General features: G+C 35.2%; 18 protein-coding genes. 5 read left to right on the forward strand and 13 right to left on the reverse strand.

Going from position 1 to position 26,569, the window contains the following annotated elements:
• Positions 1 to 54: 54 nt before the first annotated feature.
• The 7 genes from sprA to PL77_RS05545 all read right to left on the reverse strand — a co-directional run bounded on the left by sprA (position 55) and on the right by PL77_RS05545 (position 13,532).
• Complete coding sequence (gene sprA, locus PL77_RS05515) at positions 55 to 7,605, reverse strand: cell surface protein SprA (RefSeq protein ID WP_052444198.1); 7,551 nt, start codon at positions 7,603 to 7,605, stop codon at positions 55 to 57.
• A gap of 79 nt (positions 7,606 to 7,684) precedes the next feature.
• Positions 7,685 to 8,284 (reverse strand): Holliday junction branch migration protein RuvA, encoded by a 600-nt coding sequence (ruvA, locus tag PL77_RS05520; RefSeq protein ID WP_044202605.1) that lies wholly within the window; start codon positions 8,282 to 8,284, stop codon positions 7,685 to 7,687.
• Positions 8,285 to 8,295: 11 nt separating this feature from the next.
• Positions 8,296 to 9,402 (reverse strand): DUF4837 family protein, encoded by a 1,107-nt coding sequence (locus PL77_RS05525; protein ID WP_172665804.1) that lies wholly within the window; start codon positions 9,400 to 9,402, stop codon positions 8,296 to 8,298.
• A 17-nt stretch (positions 9,403 to 9,419) separates the two neighbouring features.
• Positions 9,420 to 10,388, reverse strand: coding sequence for a YheT family hydrolase (locus tag PL77_RS05530; protein ID WP_044202609.1), 969 nt, complete (start codon positions 10,386 to 10,388; stop codon positions 9,420 to 9,422).
• 2 nt (positions 10,389 to 10,390) lie between these two features.
• Entirely contained in the window at positions 10,391 to 11,101 is a 711-nt protein-coding gene (locus PL77_RS05535; RefSeq protein WP_156152253.1) for a DUF1573 domain-containing protein, read from the reverse strand.
• A 4-nt stretch (positions 11,102 to 11,105) separates the two neighbouring features.
• Positions 11,106 to 12,482, reverse strand: coding sequence for an exonuclease domain-containing protein (locus tag PL77_RS05540; RefSeq protein ID WP_044202612.1), 1,377 nt, complete (start codon positions 12,480 to 12,482; stop codon positions 11,106 to 11,108).
• A gap of 57 nt (positions 12,483 to 12,539) precedes the next feature.
• Positions 12,540 to 13,532, reverse strand: coding sequence for an endonuclease/exonuclease/phosphatase family protein (locus PL77_RS05545; protein ID WP_044202616.1), 993 nt, complete (start codon positions 13,530 to 13,532; stop codon positions 12,540 to 12,542).
• Positions 13,533 to 13,892: 360 nt separating this feature from the next.
• On the opposite strand from PL77_RS05545, the gene PL77_RS05550 reads away from it, so the two are divergent.
• The 5 genes from PL77_RS05550 to PL77_RS05570 all read left to right on the forward strand — a co-directional run bounded on the left by PL77_RS05550 (position 13,893) and on the right by PL77_RS05570 (position 18,224).
• The gene (locus PL77_RS05550; RefSeq protein WP_044202617.1) at positions 13,893 to 14,387 is read left to right on the forward strand and encodes a low molecular weight protein-tyrosine-phosphatase; all 495 of its coding nucleotides are present in this window, start codon (positions 13,893 to 13,895) and stop codon (positions 14,385 to 14,387) included.
• Positions 14,388 to 14,394: 7 nt separating this feature from the next.
• Positions 14,395 to 15,312, forward strand: a complete 918-nt coding sequence (locus PL77_RS05555) for an N-acetylmuramoyl-L-alanine amidase (protein WP_044202619.1) — start codon at positions 14,395 to 14,397, stop codon at positions 15,310 to 15,312.
• A gap of 524 nt (positions 15,313 to 15,836) precedes the next feature.
• Positions 15,837 to 16,802: an arginase gene (gene rocF / locus PL77_RS05560; RefSeq protein ID WP_044202620.1), complete on the forward strand. Its 966-nt coding sequence runs from the start codon at positions 15,837 to 15,839 to the stop codon at positions 16,800 to 16,802.
• A 208-nt stretch (positions 16,803 to 17,010) separates the two neighbouring features.
• Positions 17,011 to 17,592 (forward strand): hypothetical protein, encoded by a 582-nt coding sequence (locus PL77_RS05565; protein ID WP_044202623.1) that lies wholly within the window; start codon positions 17,011 to 17,013, stop codon positions 17,590 to 17,592.
• Between the two features lie 5 nt (positions 17,593 to 17,597).
• Entirely contained in the window at positions 17,598 to 18,224 is a 627-nt protein-coding gene (locus PL77_RS05570) for an iron-containing redox enzyme family protein (protein ID WP_044202626.1), read from the forward strand.
• A 99-nt stretch (positions 18,225 to 18,323) separates the two neighbouring features.
• Here PL77_RS05570 and PL77_RS05575 read toward each other — a convergent pair whose 3' ends face one another.
• The 6 genes from PL77_RS05575 to PL77_RS05600 all read right to left on the reverse strand — a co-directional run bounded on the left by PL77_RS05575 (position 18,324) and on the right by PL77_RS05600 (position 26,537).
• Positions 18,324 to 18,785, reverse strand: coding sequence for a hypothetical protein (locus tag PL77_RS05575; protein ID WP_156152254.1), 462 nt, complete (start codon positions 18,783 to 18,785; stop codon positions 18,324 to 18,326).
• Positions 18,786 to 18,933: 148 nt separating this feature from the next.
• A complete protein-coding gene (locus PL77_RS05580; protein ID WP_253273968.1) occupies positions 18,934 to 20,073 on the reverse strand; it encodes a class I SAM-dependent RNA methyltransferase in 1,140 nt (379 codons plus the stop codon).
• 159 nt (positions 20,074 to 20,232) lie between these two features.
• Complete coding sequence (cmk, locus tag PL77_RS05585; RefSeq protein ID WP_044202630.1) at positions 20,233 to 20,913, reverse strand: (d)CMP kinase; 681 nt, start codon at positions 20,911 to 20,913, stop codon at positions 20,233 to 20,235.
• A 148-nt stretch (positions 20,914 to 21,061) separates the two neighbouring features.
• Positions 21,062 to 22,468 (reverse strand): LptF/LptG family permease, encoded by a 1,407-nt coding sequence (locus PL77_RS05590; RefSeq protein WP_044202632.1) that lies wholly within the window; start codon positions 22,466 to 22,468, stop codon positions 21,062 to 21,064.
• Between the two features lie 149 nt (positions 22,469 to 22,617).
• Positions 22,618 to 23,172: a hypothetical protein gene (locus tag PL77_RS05595; RefSeq protein ID WP_044202633.1), complete on the reverse strand. Its 555-nt coding sequence runs from the start codon at positions 23,170 to 23,172 to the stop codon at positions 22,618 to 22,620.
• A 5-nt stretch (positions 23,173 to 23,177) separates the two neighbouring features.
• Positions 23,178 to 26,537, reverse strand: coding sequence for an exodeoxyribonuclease V subunit beta (locus PL77_RS05600; RefSeq protein ID WP_044202635.1), 3,360 nt, complete (start codon positions 26,535 to 26,537; stop codon positions 23,178 to 23,180).
• Positions 26,538 to 26,569 lie beyond the last annotated feature (32 nt).

Genomic DNA, 26,569 nt, shown 5'->3' on the forward strand with positions numbered 1-26,569 from the left:
ACCTGCATTCGATAAAAATCTTAATCCTTGTCTTATGATTATTTTAAATACTCCTTATTGTGTCAATGAGTATTTAAATTGGAAACCAAATGCTGTAGATGTTCTTCTAAAAGCATTAGAGACTTTCGGGTCGTTGATTGTTCTATCAAAGTAACATTGTAAACTTGCTCTGTCATTCAACATATAGTTGATTGTAGGTCTTAATGCCAAGTTCATATTACCTGCAGTAACTACATTGTCTTCATCAATTCTGTATTGAGTCGTTTGGTTATCACGAATAGAGAAAGCAAGTCTAAAAGTGATATCGTTTTTCAATACTCTTGTTCTACCTTTTGATCTAAATGGAAGTTTCATTCCCGATTTAGTATAACCGACATCTACTGTAAAATCATTATTCAGCTGTTCTGTTACCTGAGCATTGGATAAGTTTAATGCTAACAGTCTACCTTTATTATAATCAAATTTGATTTGCAAATCATTCATCAGTTTGATGTTGATACCAATCAAAGGTCCAAAACGTTCTTCAATATTTACTTGGTTTATAACATAAACAGGAACGATATTTCCTTGACCGTCATCTTTGGCACTTGGAGTATCATTGATTCCTTTGTCAGGTCCAATCTCCGTTGCTCCATAAAGTAATGAAGAGTTATAACTACCTACCGTATAATTTGATTTATAACTATGCGATAACGTGATCGTCTTAAACACATCATTTAATCCCTTAATGTTGGACAAACCTGTATAACGAATATCCCAGTTTGGAATAGGGAATGAACTCGGAAAAGCTGTTAAACCAACATTATTTACATCTTGACCGGTATAAGCCGCAATGAAAGCCGGAATTAAAACATCCTGATCATTGTTGACATACTCTTCTTGCGACTGAGTTCTCATAGAGTTCAATCTGTTTTTCACCACCTCTCTATTGGCTACGAATTGATCAAAAATTGCAGATTGATTGTTTCCATCAGGTGCACTAAACGCAGTTGGTAAACTGAAGAAACTCATACCAAAAGTACCGGTTCTTTGAGGTGAAAGTGATTCATAATCATTCGCCGCTTCTGTAATTCGGAAAACCTCAGTATACGATTGTGTTGTATTATGCTCACTCGTTAAAGTGATTTTCAAATCCTTGAAAGGCTCAAGGTTTGCTCTTACTTGATACTTTTCTTGTTTTACTTGCGTAAACTGTTGATTGAGATATAAACTTGATGTAAGCCATCCACTTTTTGCTGCATCAAAACGAATATTAGGATCTTGACTACCCAAAATGAAGCCTAAACCTGGAGCTCCAAAGTTCTCATCAAAACCTAAGTATTTTGCCTGTGGCATATAACCTGGAAGAATTGTAGAGTTATTTTCTGAATACGTCAGGTCAACATCTTTTACCATTGTTGCCAAACGTATACCAGCATCTCCTATACTTTCTCCGGCAGATTTCCTTGGTGTTTCTCTTTCTTTCAGCTGTTTGTTGACGGCTAAAAGTTCTTGTTCGTATTCTTTGATTTCAGCATCAAGTTTTGCCAACTTCGAATTCTTTTTTTCTTCCTCGACGGTATCCGTTTCTTTCTTTTCTGAAAGTGCTGCAATTTGAGTCGTATATTCTTCTATTTTCAATTCCAATGGAGCAATATCTTTCTCTTTGGCTTTATACTTCTCAATTTTTGTTTTAAGCTTCGCAATCTTCCCTTCTAACTTCTCTTTTTCGGCTTTTTTCTTATCAGCCTCTTCCGTTCTTAACTCCTTTTGTTTTGCTCTTAGTTTTTTGAGCTTATCTTTCAACCTAATTTTCTCATAAGCCAATCGGGTGTTATCTTTCTTCTTCCTTGCTCCTGATGAATTTCTGGACCTCGATCTGCTTCTTGAACGAGAGGAAACACCATTTTCCAAGTGATTTACATAACCTATTTTCTTATAAATACTATTAAGGTCAAGTTTGGAGTTAAAGGCAATATCTTGTCTGTTTGAAATTACGTTACCCAAGGTATCTGCAATACCTAAAGTTCCTGCCGTCCAATTCGTATTTGCTGTATAACGTGCGTTGGCTCCAATAAAATCTAATGCTGGAATTTTATTGATCGGAATATTGTAAGTACCTGCAATGGTCTGATTGAATTGTTTCATACGTCCGAAATCCAATAAATTATTAATAATCGAATCTCGTTTCACATCCGTATCAATGGCCCCTTCAGGTTCATCAACCAATGCATTTGCTGTAGCATTATAATCCAATTTCAAACTTTTAGCAAAATTCCAACCTAAGTTATACCCTCTATCAAAGAGGAACTGCTTTTCGTAAGTAGGTAAAATACCTTCAGTGGTAAATTGACCATCATCATTCAGTGTTCTAAATTGCGTATAGCGATAAGTACGGTTTAGATTACCTCTTACTGAATATGAGTTTGGAATTGGCATAATATTAAAATCTTTCACCAATGCACCCCATTCACCCATTTCGTTATTTTTAAATGGCTCCCAGTTTTTGAGTGGTGACTGATAAGAATAAGCAGCCCCTAACTGCCATTGGGTGTAATCTCTAGCTTCCGTATTTTTATCCCTCATTTTGGAATCAGAGTACCCGCCACTTAAGCTTAAGTTTTCAATATCCCAAGGGTAACTTTTTGCCTCTGGGTTCATCTTAACTTTACTCAAGTTAGAAATATTAATACTTCTAGACACCTCTAGGTACCTTACCTGATCAGCGTAATATGCTCCTTCTGCTGCCGTTTCAAAACTACCCTGAGAGATATCTAAAGGCGTATCTGGGTCTAACGGGTCAAAATAAGGATTGGATCCCTTTCGATCATAACTCATATAAATCGGGATCGATAGACCTACACGGTTCAGGAATATTTTTTCTAAGTTAATATTCGTTGAGATACCAAATTCAAGATTGCTCTCTCTTTGGCGATCGCCAATTTTATCTTGAATTCCACCAAAACCGACAGTACTGTATCTTGTATTGGCTTTAATATTCATAAAGTCCGCCAACGTTGCATCCACTGAAGCATTTGCTGCCCAAGCAGAGAAAGTACTATATTCGGTAGCCCTTAACTCATTGGCCCAAATACATACATTGTAAGGGCTGGCGTCTGTAGTTTCAGGATTTCTGACACCAATCATTGCCGTCTGAACTGCACTTAAATCCGGGTTACCTATCACTCTTACTCTATAATTTCTAATGTTAGGTTCAGTCAGATTTGTGGGGTATATTTCATTCCTTTTTACACCACTCTTATTTCTTTCAGATTTTAATCTATAAAGTTCCTCTAGTGCAATATCAATCTCATTTTCCCTAGGCCAAATCGCCTCTTGGGTAGTAGTATACCTTGGTGTGATGTGTAAAGGAACTTCAATTTCATAGTAATTATCTACCAAATCAGTACCCACTCTTAAGAATGCTCTCAAATCTTCATCTTTCGCATTATCAGATTGAGCATGGAGCTCCATTTTAATTCTTTTATAATTGACAAGGTCCAAGCTAAAGTTTTTAAAGACCGCCACACCTTCATCATCTCTCAAATCATCGATACAGACTTGAAGCGATTGTTCGTTAATTCTTCTTGAAACCGTTGATGTTGCATCATAGTCTCTTTCAAAACCTGGAGGTAATACATAAGGAATTTTACCACTTTCATCTGTAACACCATTTTGCTCAATGTTTACCGATGAAATGTTTACAGTTGCAGTAGCTGGAGTAGCGCCTTCCTCATCAATATTCAATGTGTAAGGTCTCCATTGTGCACCTACCAATTGGAAATTCAACATTCTTAATACAACAGGCTGCTCCCAATCTGTCATAAATAAACGAATGAATTTGATTGATTTGAAATTGTCTATACTACCGAACTTCTCATAATTATCTTCATTACGAATAGGAATTCGAACTTGGTACCATGTTACTAATTCTCTTGAATCTGGAGCTTCTGATGTTACTCTGTCGACGATATACGGGTTGTTGGATAATTGATTTGGACGCATTTCAAACTCGTACTCGTAGTAAGCGTTTAGTTCATTCAGAGTATTGTCTCCATTTAAATCTTCATTATTAGGGTAGTTGGTATTTGAAGGTGTAAAAGATGTCCCTCCTGAATTTTCTGGAGAGTTACCGTCTGGCCCATTAAAACGTTTATAACGCTCTAATACTTTTAAATCTTGTGCATCTAAGTCTCCACCCAAATAGTATCTAAAGTCATCACTTGATGGATCGGCAAGAATAGCAGCCCTAGCCTCTGACGATAATACACTTGGTAATTTATCAATAAAATTTGTTCTAAAGAAATCAGCTTCCTCTTCACTCGTCAAACCATCATAACCAACATCTTGTGCTGCTCTTGGAACTGCTGTATTAAACACATTATTGACAAATTGTGTGGTAGGCGAGTAACCCCAAACTGATTCGTTCAGTAGACTTTTGTTTGTCGTCATTCCATTTTCAAAGAAATGTCTTCCATCAGGAACTACATCTTCAGAAACGCTACCTAAATCAATGTATAGTTTACCACCCGTATTGTTATTTTGACCTTCTACCAACGCATTTTGTCCTTGAATGAAAGGGTCCATCATCCAGAACTCCAAATACTGAACATTCAAGTTATCAAAATCTACATCAGTGGTAATAGCTTTCGTAATTGCACCAAAATTTTTGGTTGGATCTTTAAGCGTACCATCTGCATTGAGATCTGTATTGTAGTTGTAAGGCCCTTTTTCTGTTGGATAATAAGCAAGGTCAAATGTTACCTCATTGGTATTGATTTGATTGGCTTGACGGTTTTTAAATACCTCATTATATGGGATAAGTCTCACATAATGGTTTTGCATATCTTCATCTGAAATATTGGAAGGTCTACTTGTATTTCCTGATGTATAATAAAATACGTTATCAATATTATACCAAGATAATAATGCTCTTCTGTCATTGTATTTCAATGAATCTTGAGGCGTCATCGGTGGATTATCCTCCAAGCCTTGGTCTTTCAATATTTTCAGTGGAGTACTACCATGTGCCCAAGACGTTGGGTTTAATCCTAAATCATATGGCACCTCTGCTCCTTCAAAGTCATCAATATAACCTGTACCATCTGTTCCGATTAAGGATGGGGTGCCTGGAATCAATTGGGCAAACTCTCCTTTAAAAGAGAAACTCGATCTTTCTTTTGTGTCTAAACCTGGAATACCATCTACTAACTTCGTCAGTAATCTTGATTCTGTAGTATAATCCAAAGTAAGACCCCACATGGTATTCTTAATGGGTTCACTTCCCACATTGACACGAGAGATCAAGGGTTTTTCTGAAAGGTGCATTAACGTACCAGAAATAATGAAATCTTCATTAAAGTGATATTCTAAATCCACCCCTGCCAACGTTTTTGTCTGGAAGTTAAAAAGGTCTGCTCTCTCGTAAGTAATTCGGATATCTTTACCTGAAGTCAATACACCTTGATCCAAAATGGTCACTCTACCAAATTGATAATCTACTGTATATTGTACTCCTTCTGTCAAGGTAACTCCACCTGAAGTAATGACTACAGAGTTTTCTGCAATATTAATTCCCGGAAGTAATATCTCATTAGATGAACCTCCTTTGTAACTACCCAACATGAAGTATTTGTTCTGCCTTGTATTCAATACGGCATCAGCCTGTGTCCTTTCATAGAGGTCATTGAACACGTATTTGTCTTGAATAGTAACGGGATCGTTTTGTAAGCTTGTTTCTATCGTCGAGCCAAAAGGTTCTAATACAGGGAAAATAATCCGTCCATTTTTAGAATCTACAGTCACTCCTTCCACAAAGTCAAAGTTACCATCCTTTTGAAGTTCTAAGTTCATATTCAAACGATCTAAACCTGTCACTTCGATCAATGGAACACCTGCAATTGCCCCTTCTTGAATACTTGGGTTGTCAACACCCGTTGCATCATCTCTATAGATAATTCTAAATTGGAAGTCCTCTTTTTGTATTCCTGATGTTTGTAAAGAATAGATATTCTTCATCATTAAGTCCCACATTGGGAATACAACTTCTTGACCTGGGTTATAAAGATCAGGTGCTTTTGTAATGATCGTGGAAGGACTTAATAGCTTCATGAACATTACTTCATCTTGAGAAAGGTTCGCTAAGTCTTCATTCAATTCACCCACCTTATACTTCACTCCATTAAAGGTGTATTCAAAAGCGATGGCTAGAACTTCGTCATTTCTCAATGGAGAAGATAAAGAGACATAACCTAATTGTTGATTGTATTGGAATTCAGTGGGAGATAACTCTCTGGCACTACGTAAAATTTCAAATTCGGAACCATTTTCTAATCCTATCCCCTCAAGTTGACCTTTTATTGCATCAGACTGACGGTTAAGGTTTCTTAACTGTTTATATAATAGGTTGGCATTATTATCAGCGGCAGAATTATTATTATTGATATCTACCCAAGCTGGATTGTATGGAACGGCTTCACCCAAATCCATTAAACCAACTAAGTTTCTTTGTGTTTCGGTGTCGTTACTTCTATTCGTAACATAAACCTTCATTCTAGTTACAACTACACCAGAAATAATATTGGGAGTGGCTTTTAAAGACTCTTCATACTTACCTCTGAAGAAATGTCCTATGAAGAAATGTCGGTTATTATCGTAAGTATCGGCTCTAAATTCAAATTCTCTATTCTGACCGCCATTTTTGATCGTAATTGTTTCTTGTGAACCTCTTTGTGAAGAGAAAACACTACTTACGTATAGATTACCAAAACGCAATCTAGAATATACACCAAATAAGTTTTGAGCACCTGAAATCAATGAATTTCGAACATTAAAACTTACGTTACCTACTTGAATATCTTGAATGATATCATAATCATAGGCCGTGTAGCTCATATTATATTGTTGATCAAATTGGAATGTACTTTTGGTATCGAAATTAGCCGATAGCTCTAACTTATCTCCAATCTTACCAACCATACCTAATCCTACTTGTTGATCGAAATTGAAACCTCCATTTCGTTGTTGTGTTACAGGAACTTGTGGATTATCAACTCTTTGGAAAAGAAAGCCAAAATCCAACATAGCATTACCATTCAACTCAAAATCAAGCGTACTACCTCCAAACAAGAAATCGGCAGCTCTGCCCAATTCAATTTCAGGGATCAAACGACCTCCATCCATTCCGGGCAAAACGTCATTACCATCTTGAGCTACAGAAAGGCTATTATAATATTCAGCCATCTGCTTTCTAAAGAGGTAATCTTTATAGGCATCATAATGAATGTAAGAAGGGGTTCTATAGTCTACATCACCATTCAATGTCTCCTTCACATTGTAGGTTTTACCTGCAGAATCAATACTAATACTCGTTTCCGTATTTGGCTTAGTACTAATCAGAGGAGATTTTCGTTCAGGAGAGGCAATAGGATCCCCGAACCTATCTTTTTCATAAGGCTTAGAAGGCACATATTTACTTGTGTCTTGTTCTTGTCTTATCTCCTGAGGTTTCTCTTGCTGAAAAACCTCGTATGCTGTACTATGATATGCTGTTGATGAATACGCATCGTTTAAAAAGAATACATATAACAGTACGTTGACAATAGTTGCAACTGTAAAGCGAAACAAATTGAGGTCAGATTATGTTGATAATTTAATACACGCAAGGTGCTCAAAAAGTAAAAAATTTATCTATAGGCTGAGGAGATTAATTATTTTTCAAAGCTAGTTTTATTAATTTTTCAACTGATAAATCTGAACCATGTTTCTTGATAATCAGTTTGATCGATTTCTGTGCTCCTGCTCTTGTAAAACCTAAGGCTACAAGGGCGTCCATAGCTTCATCCACTTTAGCGTTATCTGGTGCTACGGCAACAGTGGTTTGCGTCAACTCTCCTGAATACTGCAACTTAGATATTTTATCTCTCAACTCGATCACTACTCTTTGTGCAGTTTTGGCTCCAATGCCTTTTACACTTTGAATAGTCTTCGAGTCTTCCTGCATAATCGCAGAACATATTTCAGATGAAGACAGAGAAGATAAAAACGCTAATCCAGTGGAGGGTCCTATACCTGAAACACTTATCAATAATAAAAACAAGCTTCTGTCGTTTTCAGTCGCAAATCCATACAACTGTTGGACATCTTCTTTCACATATAGATAAGTATATAAAGTACATTCTTCTCCTTCATTCAAAAGACTGAATGCATTTAATGGCCAACGAATTTCGTACCCAATTCCTTGTACGTCTAACACAGCGAAAGTGGGAAGTTTTTTCGTTAACTTCCCCCTAATATAGTAATACATCTTTAATTTCTCTAGTCTATTTCCTTGAATGTCTTTAATTGAGCTTCCATTTCTCTTACAAGCTCTCTTTTATCCATTCCTGGTGCAAAAATGAAGCCTTCCACGTAGTATAAATAGGCTCCAGATTTATCTGTAAAAGTATAGCTCACAAAAGGCCCCCCCATTGTGATATTATTCGTTTTCCAAAGCCCTCTTGTCTCAATTGCCAAGCGTCCGTCTACTTTTGTGTTTTGCGACTCTACTGGTACCAATTTCTCCGTCACTACAAAAGAGTTTTGGTTACTTGGGTCACCATACAAATATTGCTTTGCCAACCTATCTCTATCGATAATGATTTGCTCAGGGTCAAATTGCTTTTGATCAGTGTAAGGTACTCTAGAAATGAAAATATTTTTATCAAAGCTTTGCTCTGGATGTCTTAACCATAAAAAGTTATCATCATTTTGAGCGACTTTATAACCATCTAATAATTTCATAGAAACGTTCATGTTCTTTCTTAAAAACTTGTCCGTCACTCTTGAATATGTCTTATTGATGGCTTTTTGAAGATTCTTTGTTTCTAAATCATGGAAAGGTTCTGCAATTGCTCTTTGTTTTTCGGGGTCATTCAAAACCTCTCTTAATGTTGCTTCATCTTTCGCAAATAAAAGTTCAACTGTTTGCCCTTGTGCCCACGCATCGTATTTGATAAAATGAAATTTATCTTTCTCTTTTCTTAATTTCTCGATTACACCTTTCCCAAAAAAAGATCTTAAAACGGCACTTTCTCTCGTATTTTGATCAAATGTTGTTACGATCAATACATTTCTAGCTTGCTTAAGAATACTTGTAAACCCTGAAGGAATTACTTGTGTTACTGTAAATTGAGGTTCTGGCTGAGGCAATACTCCTCTTGATTTTCCTAACACTAGTTTGTATAAATCAGCACCTACTCCGTCTTGAGGTTTCCATTGTACAGAATCCATCACCAATACCATTTCACCAGGTTTCCCCTTGGCCATTGGTAAATAAGATTTTTCTAAATCAGATTTAGCACCTTCTTTAGAAAGACATGAAAACATGAAAAACGATAGGTTGAATAAAACTAGGAATCGAAGTATTGTTTTTGACTTGATCATACTCATTTCTTTTAATTCTAAAATGCTGAACAATTGTTTAGGAATTCTAAGCTTCTCTGCTCAGAATAAGTGTAGTATTCTTTATCTCTGCAAAAGCCAACATGCCCCCCTTTTTTTGGAGCCTCCAAATATAAGTATTTACTCTCTTTTGCAAGATCAAATGGGTAACTTTCTTTGGTCAGAAAAGGGTCATTTAATGCATTTAAAAGAAGAACAGGCTTTTGGATATTATTTATTTTTCTTTGCGGACTAGCTTGATAATAGAAGTCGTCTGCTGATTTGAATCCGTGCAATGGTGCGGTATAATAACGATCAAAATCCCTTAATGATTTGATCTTCCCGTCTTGAATTAAGTGGTCGTCAATCCCATCCATTACTTTTGTTTTGGCCATAACTTTGGCACTCAACTTCTTATTAAATTTTTGATTATAAAAACGTTTCGACCTTTTCTCTAATTCATCACTGCACGTCTTTAAATCAATAGGAGTTGAAACTGCTACTGCACCAATTACATTATCAAGTTTCAAAGACGGTGTACCTAAAGTATTTAAAGAAATGGCACCTCCCATACTAAAACCTACGAAAGCGATTTCTTTATAATTGTACTTTTCTATTCTTGATAAAACTACTTCTACATCTTTGATATCTCCATGATGATAGAATCTTGGCAATCTATTGATTTCTCCACTGCATGATCTACAATTCCATCCTAAAACATCCCATTGATTTTCTGAAAATAGTTTTGCAATCCCTTTGCAATAATGTCTATCAACACCACCTTCCAGGCCATGTAAAACAATCACCAAACGTTGATTACCATTTCTCAACCAATCAAAATCAAAGAAGTCACCATCTTCCAATTCAATTCGTTCTCGATCATAAGAAACACCTTCTATTTTTCTTTGAATAGAGGGAAGAATGGTCTGTAGATGTCCATTAAATTGCCAGAATGGCAGTTTGTACTTTTGAGGTTTAACAATTGGCATTTTTAATTTACAATAGTCTGTAAACGGATCAGGATATTTTTCTCATCCGTCATAAGTTTGAAATAGTCTCGAAAAACTCCACTTTCAGTTAACTTTATCTGAAGAGGAATCATCAAAATTTCTCCTTGTTGTACCATTCGGGGGTACTGCATTGTCTCTGCTTTTCCTTTTGTGTCAAATTGATGAAGTACTAAAGGTTTCTGCCCAAGGTTGGTCACATACAACGGATAGTTGATAACATCTCCTTTTTTCCCTTCCACTCTTAAAGCATATTTTGAAAGTAACGGGATCGCACTTTTTGCGGATTTCCAAGGAATATGATACTCATTATTAGTAGCGATTATTGGATTAGAATTCGCTACTGTCCCCTGTAATGAAATAGTATATTGACCAATTTTACCGTTTGTCAATAATACAATGCTTCGATAAAAAGGTGTTTCTCCCTCTGTAGGTTTAAAATCAACACTAATTGTTGCTGAATCTCCAGGGGCTATCATCTGTTTTGAAAAAGAAGCCTCAGAACAACCACAATCCGTATCTATTTTCAACAATTCAACGCTTTGCTTTCCAATATTTTTAAAAGGGATAATAATATGGTAAGTGACTTCATGACTTACAACTCCGAGATCGATATTTTGATTACTAAACATCAGTACACCTTTATTGGCAACAGCATTAAAATGAAGTGCAATGAACGTGCATATTGTCAGCAATAGTTTAATAAAAGACCTTTCTTTCAATACCTTTTTTCTTTCGAAGAATTCCACGGATTATTTTATTTACATCAGCGTTGTCATCATAAGGAGTAATGACCTTTTCGAGTTCTTTTGGAGAGTAGTTTTCGTTCATTTTGATGTAACCGAAACCTCTGTAAATCCCTTTTGCGATTTGTACAACGGCTCTTTCATCTTCTTCTCTTCCTTTGTCAATTAAGAACATATTAGGAACTCCGTAGCTAAATCTCATTGAAGCTTGTAATGCTCTTTTATTGTAATCTTCGGGATTTTCTTCACCTATACAAGCACCATTACAATTTTTCAGATGATACCTAAAACAAGCTTTATCACTATGGTCAATACCTGACAGTTTCTGACAAAGATTATTCTTATCCACCATCCTATCTAAAATCTTTTCCGCTTCTTTTCTTGAAAAAGTTGTAGTGACAGGATGATCACCTTCAGACAATGGAGCAATGCTGAAATTAACATATCCATTATCATCATAAGACTGATAAATACCAAAGAAGGTCTTCGCACGTCGTTGTGCTCTGTTAAACCTTGGAAGGTGTTTCTTAATTTCGTCAGATTCCAATAACAATGCAATTAATTCACTGCCCGTGAGCGTAGTTTTCACATCTCTTACCATTTCAGCCATTCTTATGGCCCTTGGAGTGCTCTTATTTGAAAGATGCTGGAGGATTCTTTTTCGTATATTTTTACTTTTGCCGATGTAGATTAATTCTTCTTCAGCATTGTAGAGATAATACACTCCTGTTTCGTCAGGTAGATTATCTATTTTATCTTTTGAAAGCTGGTAATGTTTCTTTGAAGAATAAACATCATAATCGGTCATTTCTTCAATTACTTCACCTGCTTTTGGCTGCTTTAATAATAATTGGAATAATTTAGCTGTAGCTTCTGTATCACCAATTGCTCTATGCCTTGAGTTATGAGGAATACCAATTTCATCACATAGTTTTCCTAAACTATAAGACTTTTTCCCTGGTAATAATACCCTTGATAATTCAACGGTACACACTGAATTCCTTCTATACTTATAGCCTAATGACTTGAACTCATCTTTCACAAAATTGTAATCAAAGTCCGCATTATGAGCTACAAACAAGCAATCTTTCGTTATTTCAACGACCTTTTTGGCGATTTCAAAAAACTTTGGTGCATTCTTCACCATTCCATTTTTTATCCCTGTCAAATTTTGGATAAAAGGTGGAATATTCATTTCAGGGTTCACAAACGACTCAAAGCGATCTATCTCAACACCATCCTCTAAAACAATGATGGCTATCTCAATAATTCTTCCTCCTTGGGCTACCGACCCTCCTGTTGTCTCAAGATCAATTACAGCATATTTCATAAGCTGACAAAGCTAATAAAAAAAGCACTCTTTTTCAGAATGCTTTTTGTGAAATCTTTATTTTTTTAGTTTCAGCTTTGTAAAGACTGGGAAGTGATCCGAAACTTGACCAAATTCTGAAAGTACTTTCCAATCTATCAGCTCAAAATGTTTTTTAGAAAAGAAGACAAAATCCAGTTGTTCAATGGCTGTATCTGTAGGATAAGTGAGTGTTCCTTCTTTTAATAAATCTTCTTTAGAGCACATTGCTCCAATTCTTTCATCATTATAAAACTCTAAAACTCCTCTTTCCTTATACGTTGGATCACTGTTAAAGTCTCCTACCATAATTACTGGCATTTTTTCTTCTACTCTCAAAAACCAATCTTTAAGAAAACTGATATGCAACTCTCTTGTAGGCACATCAAAAGCTTCTGTATGCACATTGAAAACCATCACATCCTGTCCTCCAATATTCACCAATATTCTTTCAGCAAGGCGGTCCAGATACATTGAAGAATAATAATAAGGATGACTTCTTACTCTCGACAATTCTACTCTTTCATGCTCCTTAATTTTATAATCAGACAAAATAGCCTGACCACTCAACATTTTACCAAAATGAACAGAAGGTGGAAAATAAGGAAATGGTACATAAGTCTTATCCCAATTAATCGTCATTCCACCATTTTGGTACCCTAATTCCTTTCCTATCACCTCAAACTGATTTACATAATAAGATCTTTTCCCTCCATAATCTATTTCTTGCAATGCTAGTATACTTGGTCTGTAGACCTTTAAATCTTTCAGAATTTTATCCATATTCCCTTGATAAAATTCCTCTGTCGGCCTTACAGATGTATTGTTTGTCATTCCTGACAAGTAGCCAATATTGTAAGAGATAATACTGATAGTGGAATCATCCTCAACAGTTTTAGAGTTTTCAAATTGAACCACCTTTGCATAATCGGATTTCTCAAGGTTTGGAGATTTAGCCCAAAAGAAGAAAACTACTGATGCAACTATTAGAAATAAGAAGAAATAGAGCACTTTTAGTAAAATTTGTTTCATTGTTGTATTGTAAATAATGCACTTGTGAAAATAACCTTAGAATAGAATTACTTCCAATAAATGCTTAAAAAATGTATTACCTACTAAAGTCAGATAAATTTTGATGCCAATTTTAGTGGTACTTTTACTTAAATTACAATCAAAATTCACCTGTATTACATTTTTGTATAAATAATCTTTACTTTTTTGACTAGAATTTCAAATATTTGTAATTATTAAGAGATGTGTGTTCTATCCTAAACTTAATACTTACATTTCTCAATTTTATTTCAATAAATTTTATAATCAAATCTAACTGAAATAAATTTTAATTAGTTTTACATACCGTTTATTATAAATACTTTTTTAAACATTTTTTGAATGACGTCTACTGTTAAAGTAATTTTTGTTTGTCTTGGTAATATTTGTCGTTCTCCTTTGGCTGACGGTTTAATGCACCATAAAATAGCAGAGAGAAAATTAGACAGCTTTTTTGAAATTGATTCAGCAGGTACATATGCTGGTCATGCGGGAGAAAGAGCGGATTCTCGTATGCGATCAACAGCTCAGAAACATGGTGTAGAATTAGCCTCTATTGCTCGACAATTTTTAGCAGAAGATTTAGATCACTTTGACTACGTTATTGTAATGGATGACAGTAATTATACAAACGTTACTCGACTAGCAACTGATGATGTGCAATTATCCAAAGTTTCAAAACTAAGGTCTTTCGACAATCAAACTTCGAATAAAGATGTGGATGACCCCTATTATGGAGGTATTTCAGGATTTGAAAATTGCTATCAAGTAGTATCAGAAAGTGTCGACAATTTCATAGATCATCTGATTCAAACCCACAACATTCCAACTCCTTAACAAGATAATGGGAACACTCAAAAAAATATATACAACCGTCTTTATCACCTTACTCTTTTTCACTGTATTTGGATCATCTACGAAGGTAGTTGGCCAAAGTAAAAAAACTTATGTGGTGGTAATTGACCCCGGACACGGCGGCAAAGACCCCGGAAAACCAAGAGGTTCTAGTGCTTATATGCATGAGAAAGAGCTCAACCTTAGAATCGCCAAAAAGGTAGGTTTATTGATGAGACAATATATGCCTAACATTCAGGTGTATTATACTCGTACAAGTGATAAATACATCAGCTTAGAAGACAGAGTTGATTTTGCAGAAGTGGCACAAGCGGATTACTTTTTGAGTATCCATAGCAATTCAAATCCAAACAAATGGATTGTAGGTGCTAAAGCTCATGTTGACACGGATCAAGATCAGGTGAGTGTTGCACTTGCTAAAGTTTTATTGAATAGTATCGAAAAGAAAACTTTAATTCAGTCTAGAGGACTGATGAACAAACAAGATAGAGGTTACAATTTGTATGTTTTAAAAAATACAAGTATGCCTTCTGTATTGATTGAATGTGGTTTCCTATCGAATCCTTATGAAAGAAGGTACATCAACTCTGAAAAAGGGCAAAAGGAAATTGCTAATGCGATTTTCCAAGGATTCCAAAGCTTCCACCAACAATCTGATGTTCCTCAAGGCGATAATTACAGCATTCAAATTTTAGCCACTAACAAAAAAGTATCAAACACTAATCCTCATTTCCAGAAGCTACTGAATCAAGGACATTTGATTAAGGAACATGAGATTATTAGAAATAATAAAAAGATCTATAAATATACGGTAGGAAACGTACCAACTACGGAAACCGCTCAATCTTTAAAACTAAGAATCAGAAGCTTAGGCTTCAGTGATGCTTTTGTAGTGAAAATGCCGTAGTAATCAAAATATTACAAAAAATAAAAAACTCATTATACTGAAAGGTCCTTCTCTTTTGTATAATGAGTTTTTTATTTTTGTAATCCACTCGATAAAACCGCTTGTTTTATGAAACTTCTTAAGAATCATTTTTAATGAAATTGAAAGTTTTTTTTGCAGATAAAAAATATTAAACATATAATTGCGTAGAATTAAACTTAAAAAGTTATTGCCAAAATGTATTTAACACAACAAACATATACCCTATATGTAATGGAGGATCTTTCCTTTGATCCATCCCAGTTGTTGGCATTTTCATAATTCTATACCCCCGCACTACCCTGATTCAACGGTAGTGATCTTCTTTTAAAATTTCTTACACCAATTTGATTGCGGTTTAATTTCCGAGGGAAATGTTGTGACTGTATACCAATAGTTTTCTATTCGTAGCACTTACCACATACTATCTCCTATACAGGATTATTGACCATAAATGGTGACATATATATAACACACACATACCACATATTTTACATTAACATTTTATGGAAACTATTAAGTTACTAACAGTTCGTTCGGAAATTGCTGCAGGAACAAGAGGTGCAGGAATGGGAATTGATGCATTGATTGTTGCTAGTTTAGATCAAAAATCAACATTCTTTAAGGAACATAAGGTACAGAATATTGATGACGTCAATAATATCTTGTTTAACAACAACAACTACCCTGATGCAAAACACATCGATGGTGTATATACAATGTTGAACAGAGTGAGTAACAACACTTATGACACATTGAAAGCGGGTGAAACTCCAGTTGTTTTAGCAGGAGATCACTCTACGGCTGCAGGAACGATTTCTGGCATCAAAAAAGCATTTCCTCACCAGAAATTGGGCGTCATTTGGATTGATGCTCACGCAGACTTCCACTCTCCTTACACTACTCCGTCTGGAAATATGCACGGCATGCCATTAGCAATGGTTTCAGGTATTGACAATAAAGAAAATGCAGTCAATAACCCCTCTGAGGAAACTGTAGCGTATTGGGAAGACATTAAAAAAGTTGGAACCACTTCTGCAAAAATTGATCCTTCAGATGTAGTTTTTATTGGTGTAAGAGATACTGAAGGACCTGAGAATGAAATCATGAAAAAGCATGACATCCGCAATATCACTGTAGATGAAGTAAGGGCAATGGGTACACAAGCAGCTGCTGAACATGCCCTTGAAAAACTAAGTGGTTGCGATATGATTTACATTTCATTTGATGTAGATAGCATGGATCCTTCGATCAGCCGTGGTACAGGAACTCCTGTTGAACATGGACTAACTGTTGAAGAAGCAAAGGACTTAAATACTATTCTTGTAAGCAACGAAAAAGTGGTTTGTTGGGAAATGGTAGAAGTAAACCCAACACTTGACCGTGACAACGTTATGGCAAACAATGCATTCAAGATTCTTAATGAAACTGTTGAAGCGATTAAAAAGAAATCGTTATTAATGGTCAGTTAAGGAAGTAGAAAACAAGAAGATGGGCATTCATCATTTAAAGATGGATGCCTTTTTTATTTTGAAAATTTGGTATGCTATTCTCTATTAATGGCAACAATAACCCTAAAGGCTATAACACTCAACACTTACCTTTAATTAAGTAATACCAATTATTTTGGCGCAATTTTTAAAAACTATACTATAACATCCAACTACTTAAAGCTCAAGAATGACTCAAAATGTATCTATTGATATTTTAAACAAAAATCAATTAAGCGATCTCTATGATTTTGTTTATAAACAATATGTAGAATCTGGTTTAGCAAACAAAAACAGTAAGAAAAAAATACAAAGTGCTATTCGAATTGACCAACTAGATAACACATGCATATTTGTCGCAAAGCATAATGAAAAAATAGTGGGTACTGTTTCCGTCACTTACGATCAAAGTAATACTAATTCTCAGTTACCTAATGAACCGTTATTTCCAGATGAGTTCTCAAAAATTCACAAAACTAGCTCACCTGTTTGTAACGGATGGCGCGTAGCTATTGATAGAAACTTTTCTAGTGGGTTTATACTTTATAAGAGCTTGATCCTAAAAGTTGTTCAACACGCTTTAAATAGAGGGCATAAAAATACATATATCGTCACCACCTCACCTCAATCTAGAGTTTATAGAAAGATGTTCGACGTGAATATAATTTCAAATAAGATGGTATCAGGCGTAGATTTTTATGGTAATGATACTCCATTAAGTTTGATGGAAATAGACCTAAAAAAAATGGAAGAATATTTAACCAAAAAGTAATTCTAATGAAAAATATTGAAAAAGTTATTGAACTAAAATGTAAAGAAGCTACAACTCTTCTAAATCAACTACCATGGTCTGACAAGAAATATTATGGTAATGTAATGGCTCAAATTTACTACTATGTACAATATTCCACTCGCCTATTGGCCTATGCCGGGGTAAAAACACCTTTTGAACAAAATGACTTTTTTGACAGATTAACTGATCATATAGGCGAAGAAAGTCATCATGAGATGTTAGCTTTGAATGATTTGAAAAACCTAGGTTTCAACTTAAGTGATTTTCCTGAGTTAAATGAAACTAAAGAAATTTATGAATCCCCTTATGCAAAGGTGTTTTTAAAAGGAAGTTACACCATCATGGGGTGGGTACTAGGCTTAGAATTCCTTGCAGTAACAACAGGCAAGGTATTGTATAATATGCTTAAAGAGACCTATAATGAAAATCAATTATCGTTCTTGAAGGTCCATGTTTTAGAAGATGAGCATCATACAAAAGATGCTTTAAAAATTCTAGATGTATTTACTGAAGAAGAAATCAATGAAATTGCTCAAATCGTTGACCAATCTATTGATGCGTATCTAAATATGATTAAAAGCTGCGTAAAACAAGAAGAGTTAGTCGATTAATGAAAGAGTGGCAAATTCGTCAATAACCTATAAAAAACTCCCTTCTGCTCAGTAATATTACTAACAGAAGGGAGTTATTATTTTTGAGGTTAGTATTTCTTAATCCTCAATACAAATGTCGATCTCATTATCCAAACCGTTCCATGTCTGAAGTTCGGACATTTCTATTTCTAAAGTTTCCTGTACATCCTGTTCAGTTTTACCAATGATTGTATAGCAGTTAGGATTGGAAATAATAGAAGCTCCATAACCTTTTACATGTTCGTAAAATAAAATATAACTACTATCCGTTTCTTCATATCTACCAGTAGTATTCAATGTGATATAATCAACCGAATTGAATGCAGGATCAAGACCTGTACCTCCAAATGTTTCCATATGAATCATGAAAGATCCATCTGAGTAAAAAAACATTTCTCCATATTCCTCAATACCCTCTGTATTGATATAATTAGAATACTTTTTATTTACTGAGGGGTCTACATCTTTATCACAAGACATAAATCCTATGAGAAATGTACAAATGATTAGAGTAAGAAAGTTAAGTTTGCTTCTTTTCATTATTAAATATTTAATTAAACAATAGATTGGCTTATGACTAAGACAATTACAATTCAAGAGTCGACAAAAAAATAGTATATTTTTTCAACAAAAAAACCTATCCATAACAATTCATGAATAGGTTTTATCTATTTTGAAAAGGAGTGCATTATGCTTTTGCTCCTTTGTACATTTCATATTTGGCTAATCGACATTCAATAGAACCATTATACAATTGGATTTTCTTGCTTGGTCTTAAACCTACATATTTTAAGGCTTTCATATTACCACTAAAAATCCAAGCATCGTAACCACTGAAGTCTTGCTTCAACTTGTCACCCATTTTTTTGTAAAGCTCTTCAATATCTTTACCGATACGCTCACCGTAAGGAGGGTTACAAACTATAATTCCATTTTCACCGATAGGTTTACGGTCAAAGAAACTATTTTTAGAAATTCGAAGATCTTCGTCTAAACCAGAACGTTCAGCATTGGCATATGAAATATCAATGGCGGCTCTATCAATATCAGAACCTACAATAGGTACTTCAATTTCTTTTCTATTTCTTTTGGCCTCTCTGAAGATTTGGTTGAATAATCTTCGATCATAATCCTTCCAATTCATGAAGGCAAACTTTCTCTTCAAACCTGGAGGGGTGTTGCTGGCAATCATAGCTGCCTCTACCAACAAAGTACCAGAACCACACATTGGGTCCAAGAATGGTCTCTCACCTTTCCAACCTGTCAGCATGATCAACCCTGCCGCTAATACCTCATTCAATGGTGCTTGACGTTGCTCAGATCGATAACCTCTGCGGTGTAATGACTCTCCAGAACTATCTAAAGATAAAATACATTCTCTTTGAGAAACATGGATATGCACCAACACATCAGGAGATTGCACATTGACATTTGGTCTTCTTCTAAATACTTCAGAGAAATGATCGGCAATGGCATCTTTTACTTTTAAAGCTACATACTTAGAGTGTGTAAAAGTATCTGACCAAACTGTGCTGTCAATCGCAAAAGTACCATCAACATCTATGTATTTTGCCCAATTGACCTTTTTTGTTTTCTCATAAAGATCCTCTTCATTCCTTGCTCTAAAGTTTTTGATAGGAAGTAAGATTTTCAAAGCGGTTCTTACATGTAAATTAGCCTTGTAAAGGATCTCTTTATCTCCCTCAAAAGTCACTGCTCTATTTACCGCTTTTACGTTTCTCGCTCCAATTGCAAGAAGTTCTTCTTTTAATAATTCTTCCAAGCCAAAAAAGGTCTTGGCTGTCATCTTGAAATCTTGATCTGCCAATGTGGTATCTTTTATTATTTTTTTGCAAATGTACATAGAAAATTATGGAATCATTCAACTCACATACATTCATTGACAATGGAAGATGATTTTTGATACACAAAAAAGGTCAACTCTAATCGTATTAAAGTTGACCTCTTCTCTATAATTTATATAAAACTAAGCGTTGATTTTCTTCGTTGCCAGTTTTAAAATACTTTCTACTTGTTGCTCAATGGTCAATGCAGATGTATCTACTACAATAGCGTCATCCGCTTTTTTCAGAGGGCTTTCCTTTCTTGTTGAATCCAAATTATCTCTATTTCGGATATCTGCTTCTACGTCTTCAAGGTTAGTTGCCACACCTTTGGCTTCCATTTCCTTTAATCGGCGCTTTGCTCTTACTGTCACATCAGCGGTCATGAATACTTTCAATTCAGCCTCAGGGAAAACAACGGTACCAATATCTCTTCCATCCATTACAATACCTTTCTCTTCTCCCATTTTTTGCTGCTCTGCTACATTAAATACACGTACAGCTTTAATGCTTGCCACATCACTCACCCTACTTGTAATGTCCATATTACGGATAAATGGCTCAACATTGACACCATTTACATGGATTTCTCCAATTCCTCTTTCAGGGTTAAGTACAAACTTCAACGAAATTGCCTCTAAAGCCTTGTCCACTTCTGTTGGATCAGAAAAGTCAACCTCATTTGAAAGAAAATGATACGTTACGGCTCTGTACATAGCCCCTGTATCAATAAATATATAATCTAAAGCTTTTGCAACTGCTTTAGCGGTAGTACTTTTTCCACAACCTGCATGCCCATCCAAGGCGATTATGATTTTCTTCATTTCTTAAGATCTTCATTCTTTGCTACCTTACTGAGGTAGTCTACAATAATCGCTTTACACTATAAAACGTAAAGCATACGAATATAAAAAGAAAACCCTATGTATTCTAAAAACACATAGGGTTTTTGGTATTTTAAACTGACGAATACTACTTCTTTTTGAAAAGACTTTTCAGTAGTACACCATAGTAATCTGTATCAAATAATTTAGCATCGTTCTTCGCTTGGAAAGTAAAGAACATACCCATCACAAATAAGAAGATATTGGACAACCAAGCACCTAATACTGGATCAATCACAAGCTCTTTTGCCATTTTCTCACCAGTAATTGTAATGATATAATACACTACAAAGAAGAATACAGAAACAAGAACTGGTACACCTAAACCACCTTTCTTGATAATTGCCCCTAATGGTGCACCGATAAGGAACATCATTAAAATAGCAATTGCTGTAGATATTTTCTTCTGTACATCTAAAGTATAACGTACTTCTTCTCTCATCTGATTCTTATTTCTAGAAGCATTTGATTTTAATACGTTATAGAAACTTGAAGCACTATTATAAGCTGAAGAATAAATTCTCAATTGATTCTCTGTTTTTTCAGGATCAAACTTCTTCGTTGTTACTTTCTCAGTATCATGCTCTTTTTTATTTGAAGTATAGCGGTAGTAGAATTGAGTATTGCCATTTTTCACTAGCATATTACTATAGTTCGCCATTGCTAAATTCAATGAATCTTGCTCTTCCAATAATTGAGTACGATTTTTCATTAAATTATGCCCCATGAAAAGATCTTCTTTTGTTTCATTCATAGCATATGATGCCATGCTGAAATAAAATATTGAAGAATCAAATTCAGAGTGAACATATTGAACATCAGACTTACTCTTTTTATCTTCTACCTCACTGTAAGCATTACCTTCAAATAAAGTAAGCATCATAAAAGTATCATCATTGATCAATTGCATTTTACCATGGTTGGCCAAGATTACTTCTTTGTTACCTCTGTGCCCCTCATGCTTGTAGATGATCACATCATGAATTCCTTCACCGTCTTCGTCTTTTTTAGCCACTTTGATACTATAACCATCTAATCCATCATAGAAAGCTCCTTCTTTCAAATTGATTGTTGGTTTAGTTTGTTTGATATCATAAAGTAAACTATACGCTTTCAAGTTGGCATGTGGTACTACTGTATCGTTATAGACCAATTGAACTAAAACTACAACTACTGTAAATAGAAAAACTGGACGTAAAATTCTTAATAGAGAAATACCTGCACCTTTGATGGCTGTTAATTCAGAATGTTGACCTAAACTACCATAAGTCATCAGTGTAGCAAGTAATACAGCTAATGGAAGGGATACTGGTACTAAAGCTAGTGCAAACCAGAAAAACAATTCCAAATAAACATCATAACCCAAGTCTTTTCCTAAGAAATAGACAAACTTGGAAATCATGTATTGAGACCAAAAAATAAATAGTACAATTGACGATGTTAACGCAAATGGACCTATGTATGCTTTTAATAATAGCTTATCTAGCTTCTTCATACTTTATAGTGTGATTTTACTATACCCACAAATAATTTTCCATGAGTAACGCAAATCTAAAAAACTGCTTTTTATTTTAAATACACTTTTTGGATGTAAAGCAAGTTTTTTAAAACTTTAACAACCTTTTAGAATTAATTTATGGGAGTTTAATCCATATATTCTTCTACTGCAGATTCTATAGCAGACATTTTACTCGGAGAATATTTTCCATATGTAATATGTAATATTTTTCCTTCAGGAGATAAAATGTAAAAATAGGGATCTTCTTTATCTCCTAATTTCAATTTCTTTTTATGTTGTTTTACCTCTCCCATCACAATCGCAATATTGGGTTGTAATTTCTTATCAATTTTCTTCTTCATTGAACCCTTGATCGACTTTTCTGCAGTTTTAGCAATACCTCTCGCCAACGCCACAAAATACATATTTACATCATAAGAAGTTGAACCAAAAAGATCTGATTTTGGTGGGTTGATAAATACATCGTAGATCGGTTGCATCCAAGTTTCTAAGTTGGCTTGCGATTTCTTTGAATAAGATACCCCTATTAATGTCACCTTTCCTTTGCCGGCCGAAGGTAATGTAATCGTCTTATCTGTCAACGTTTCAGCTTGCATTGTTGGAAATTGCTGACCTTTTTGAGCAAAAGTTGAAAGGGCAAACAATAAGAATACACCAGTTAGTGTCAGTACTTTTTTCATTGTTATTAAAGAGTTACGTTTTTGATATATAAGTTTTCTGTATATACTAATTTAAGTGTGATGGACGTATATCCCATCTTCTGTAATTCCGTACCATATCTTTGAATTTGTCGTTCGTGATCCTTTTCATAAGAACCCGTTTTATAATCCAGAATAACAGCTTCTTGCCCTCTTATCAACAAACGGTCTGGACGGTCTACCGTCACTTGTTGCATTTCAAAGCGGGAAGGGGTTACTATTTCTGATTCATTTAAAACTTCATAACCCGATTTTTCATCAAAATAGGTTTCTAATTCTGGATGATGCACCACGTCAAATAATTTTTGGATATAGTCTCCTTTTTCGGTGGATGAGATAAAACCGTTTACCTCCAAATTTCGGACCGCATCATGCACATCGTCCTTATATTTTATCTTTTCAAAAGCCTTATGAACTAATATACCACTTTCTTGCGCCTCAAGAATGTCTAAGAAAGATACCTCTTGTTCACCTTGTTCGTAAGTACCGCTTTTTAGTTTTAATTGATCGGTATTATCGGTATGAATAATATCATTGATCTGCTTATCAATTTCTTCTTCCTCCACTCCTTTTCCTTCAGTGATACCTTCATAGAATTGAAATTCATTGAACAAGACATCATCAATTTCATCAGTTGGAAGTTCTGTCGGGTTGTTCTTTTTGATATAATTTAAAATAGGAACAGAAACGGTGTCTTTGGTTTCATATTTCTCTCCTTTCTTATTGACTTTTGCTTCTTCTGTACAAATGATATGCAAGTACTTTTCTGCTCTGGTCGTTGCTACATAGAGCATATTAATCGCATCAATGTACGTATCATTACACTCTTCATGATATTCTTCCTCAAAAGGGGTTCCCTCCAATTTAGAATTAACACTGAGCTGAACTGCATTGAGCTCCGGAATAATATCGTTATTTTCCCAATCAAACCATTTACTTTCTCCTTTCTTCGGAATCGTCGACCAATCTGCGAAAGGTAAAATCACCACTGGAAATTCCAGACCTTTTGATTTATGAATGGATAAAATTCTAACAGCATTGGTGTTTTCTGGTGTAGAAATCGAAAGCATAGATTTTTTCATTTCCCATTTCTGCAAAAACTCCTGAGCACTGTTGCCATTCTTTTCGGAATGCTCCAAAATAAAATCCAGGAACTTCACCTGATAGGATTGCTCTGTTACTCTTTGATTCAATTGGAATGTTCTGATCAATAACTCTATTAAATCATAAAGCGATTTTCGACGTAAATTTGAAATCGAGAGATGCACTCCAAATTCACTTTCAAGGAACAACTCAAACTGTTTATGGCTTTCACACTGCTCAACTTTGTCTCCTAACCGGATATATTCATCTCCTTTTACCGTTTGAGGTTCTGCATTGACGGTCTTCCATCTTTCATTTTTGATATCTTGAAAATGCCCCATTAAAAAGCGAGCAATATTCATAAACAGAATTTTATCTGCTCGTGTCACCAAAAGGCGGATCATTTGCACCAAAAACTGAACGCTTGGAGCACTATTCACCAATAAGGATTCACTTGAAATCACCTCCAAACCTTCTTTTACCAATTTTTCAGCGATCTGAGAGCCGTCTTTATTAAATCGCACTAAAATGGCAATGTCTTTCAATTGAAATTTATTCTCAGACACCAACGTCGTGATGGTATTGACAATTTTCTCCAAGTTAGGCTCTAATACGGTATCCTTCGCACCTACTTTTTGGCAAACAGAGACCCTTACCTGACCTCCTTTATTTTTATTGCTTTTCTGGTAAACATCTTGATAAAACTTTGACAATAATTCATTCTTGTAAGCTTCATCGATATGCTTGTACAAAGAGTTATTGAAGTCGATCACATTCTCGTAACTTCTCCAATTGGTATCTAAGTTCTGAGGATCAGCACTTGCAGAAAGCGTATATTCTTCCTCTTCCAAAGCGGTTCCTTTAGCTGTAGGCAGTGATGGTAATGCCACCAACATTTCCGGCTTTCCACCCCTCCATCTATAAATAGACTGTTTCGCATCTCCTACTACTAAACATTCTCCTTGATACATCGACAACGCATGAGCTACCAATGGAATCAAGTTATGCCACTGCGTCTTGGAGGTATCTTGAAATTCATCAATCAAAATATGTCTGTATCTCTCACCCAAACGCTCATATAAATAAGGTACCGGCGAGCTTTCTACAATCTTATTGATATTCTCTCCAATCTCAGAAATGTGGACCACACCTTGCTCTTCTTTCAGCGCTCCCATTTCCTCTTTAAGCACTTCGGCTGTAATGATCAAATAGATTTTATCATACACATTTTTGATCAACGTTGCCTTTTGTACTAACGCCAACAGGTCTTGTATTCTATTTTGATAAATAGGCAAAGCAAGATCAAACTGAGCAGGACTTTTCTTGTAATTGGCCTTCGTTGTCAATACACTTCCATCTGTTCCGTCAAAAACTTTCTGAGCAGTGGTATTGGGCGTCACATCATTATCGCCAATTTTGCCTTCAAACTTCCCTGCGTAACTCGCCACAAACCTAGCTAGACTTTCCAAAGGTACTCCCACGGCAGACATCTCTTCTTTGAAGTCTTCTAGTTTTATATCTTTTTCCTGCTGAAGATCTTCATAAATTACCTTTCGAAGTTTCTTGGCCAACTGAGTATAATCCTCAATACTCATTTTATTGTTGGTAGTCGGGTTGACCCCTAGTTTCTCAATAATCTTCCGTTGGTCCTCATCAAACAATACTCTACCAAACTGTTTGATTTGAGGCAAAATATTCCAACTTGTCCCCTCTTCCGCTTTCTTGATCGAAAATACTTCTAAAGCTTCCGTCAGTTTCTCATGTTCTTGCTGACCTAGTTTATCCATCAAAATATAAGTGGCATCTTCGATCAATTCATCACCATTCAAAACCAGTTCATAATTGAATGGGAAATTAAGATCTCTCTTAAAGGCTTGAGCAATTTTCTGACTAAACGCATCAATTGTACTTACCGAAAAGTTAGAATAACCATGAAGAATCCTTTGATGAACAATCTTCGAACGGCTATAGATCCTATTCAGCACTATGTTTTCGTCCATTCCTTTATAATCTTTCACAATGGCATCCAACATCCCTTCCGTACTTGGGTCGGGCTTTTGAGAAAACGTTTTTAATTGCTCTAGAATCCTATCCTTCATCTCTGAAGTGGCCAAGTTGGTAAAAGTCACGGCCAAAACATGCTGATAGTAATTGGGATTGAACTCTTCATCAAAAAGTTGAATCTGAAGAACAATTTTGATATATTCTTTTGCCAGCGTAAAAGTTTTTCCAGCTCCCGCTGAAGATCTATATATTTTGAACATTAATTCTAGATTTTGAAAGTTATTAGAAGGCT

This window comes from Flammeovirga sp. OC4, assembly GCF_000812565.1.
Classification (GTDB): domain Bacteria; phylum Bacteroidota; class Bacteroidia; order Cytophagales; family Flammeovirgaceae; genus Flammeovirga.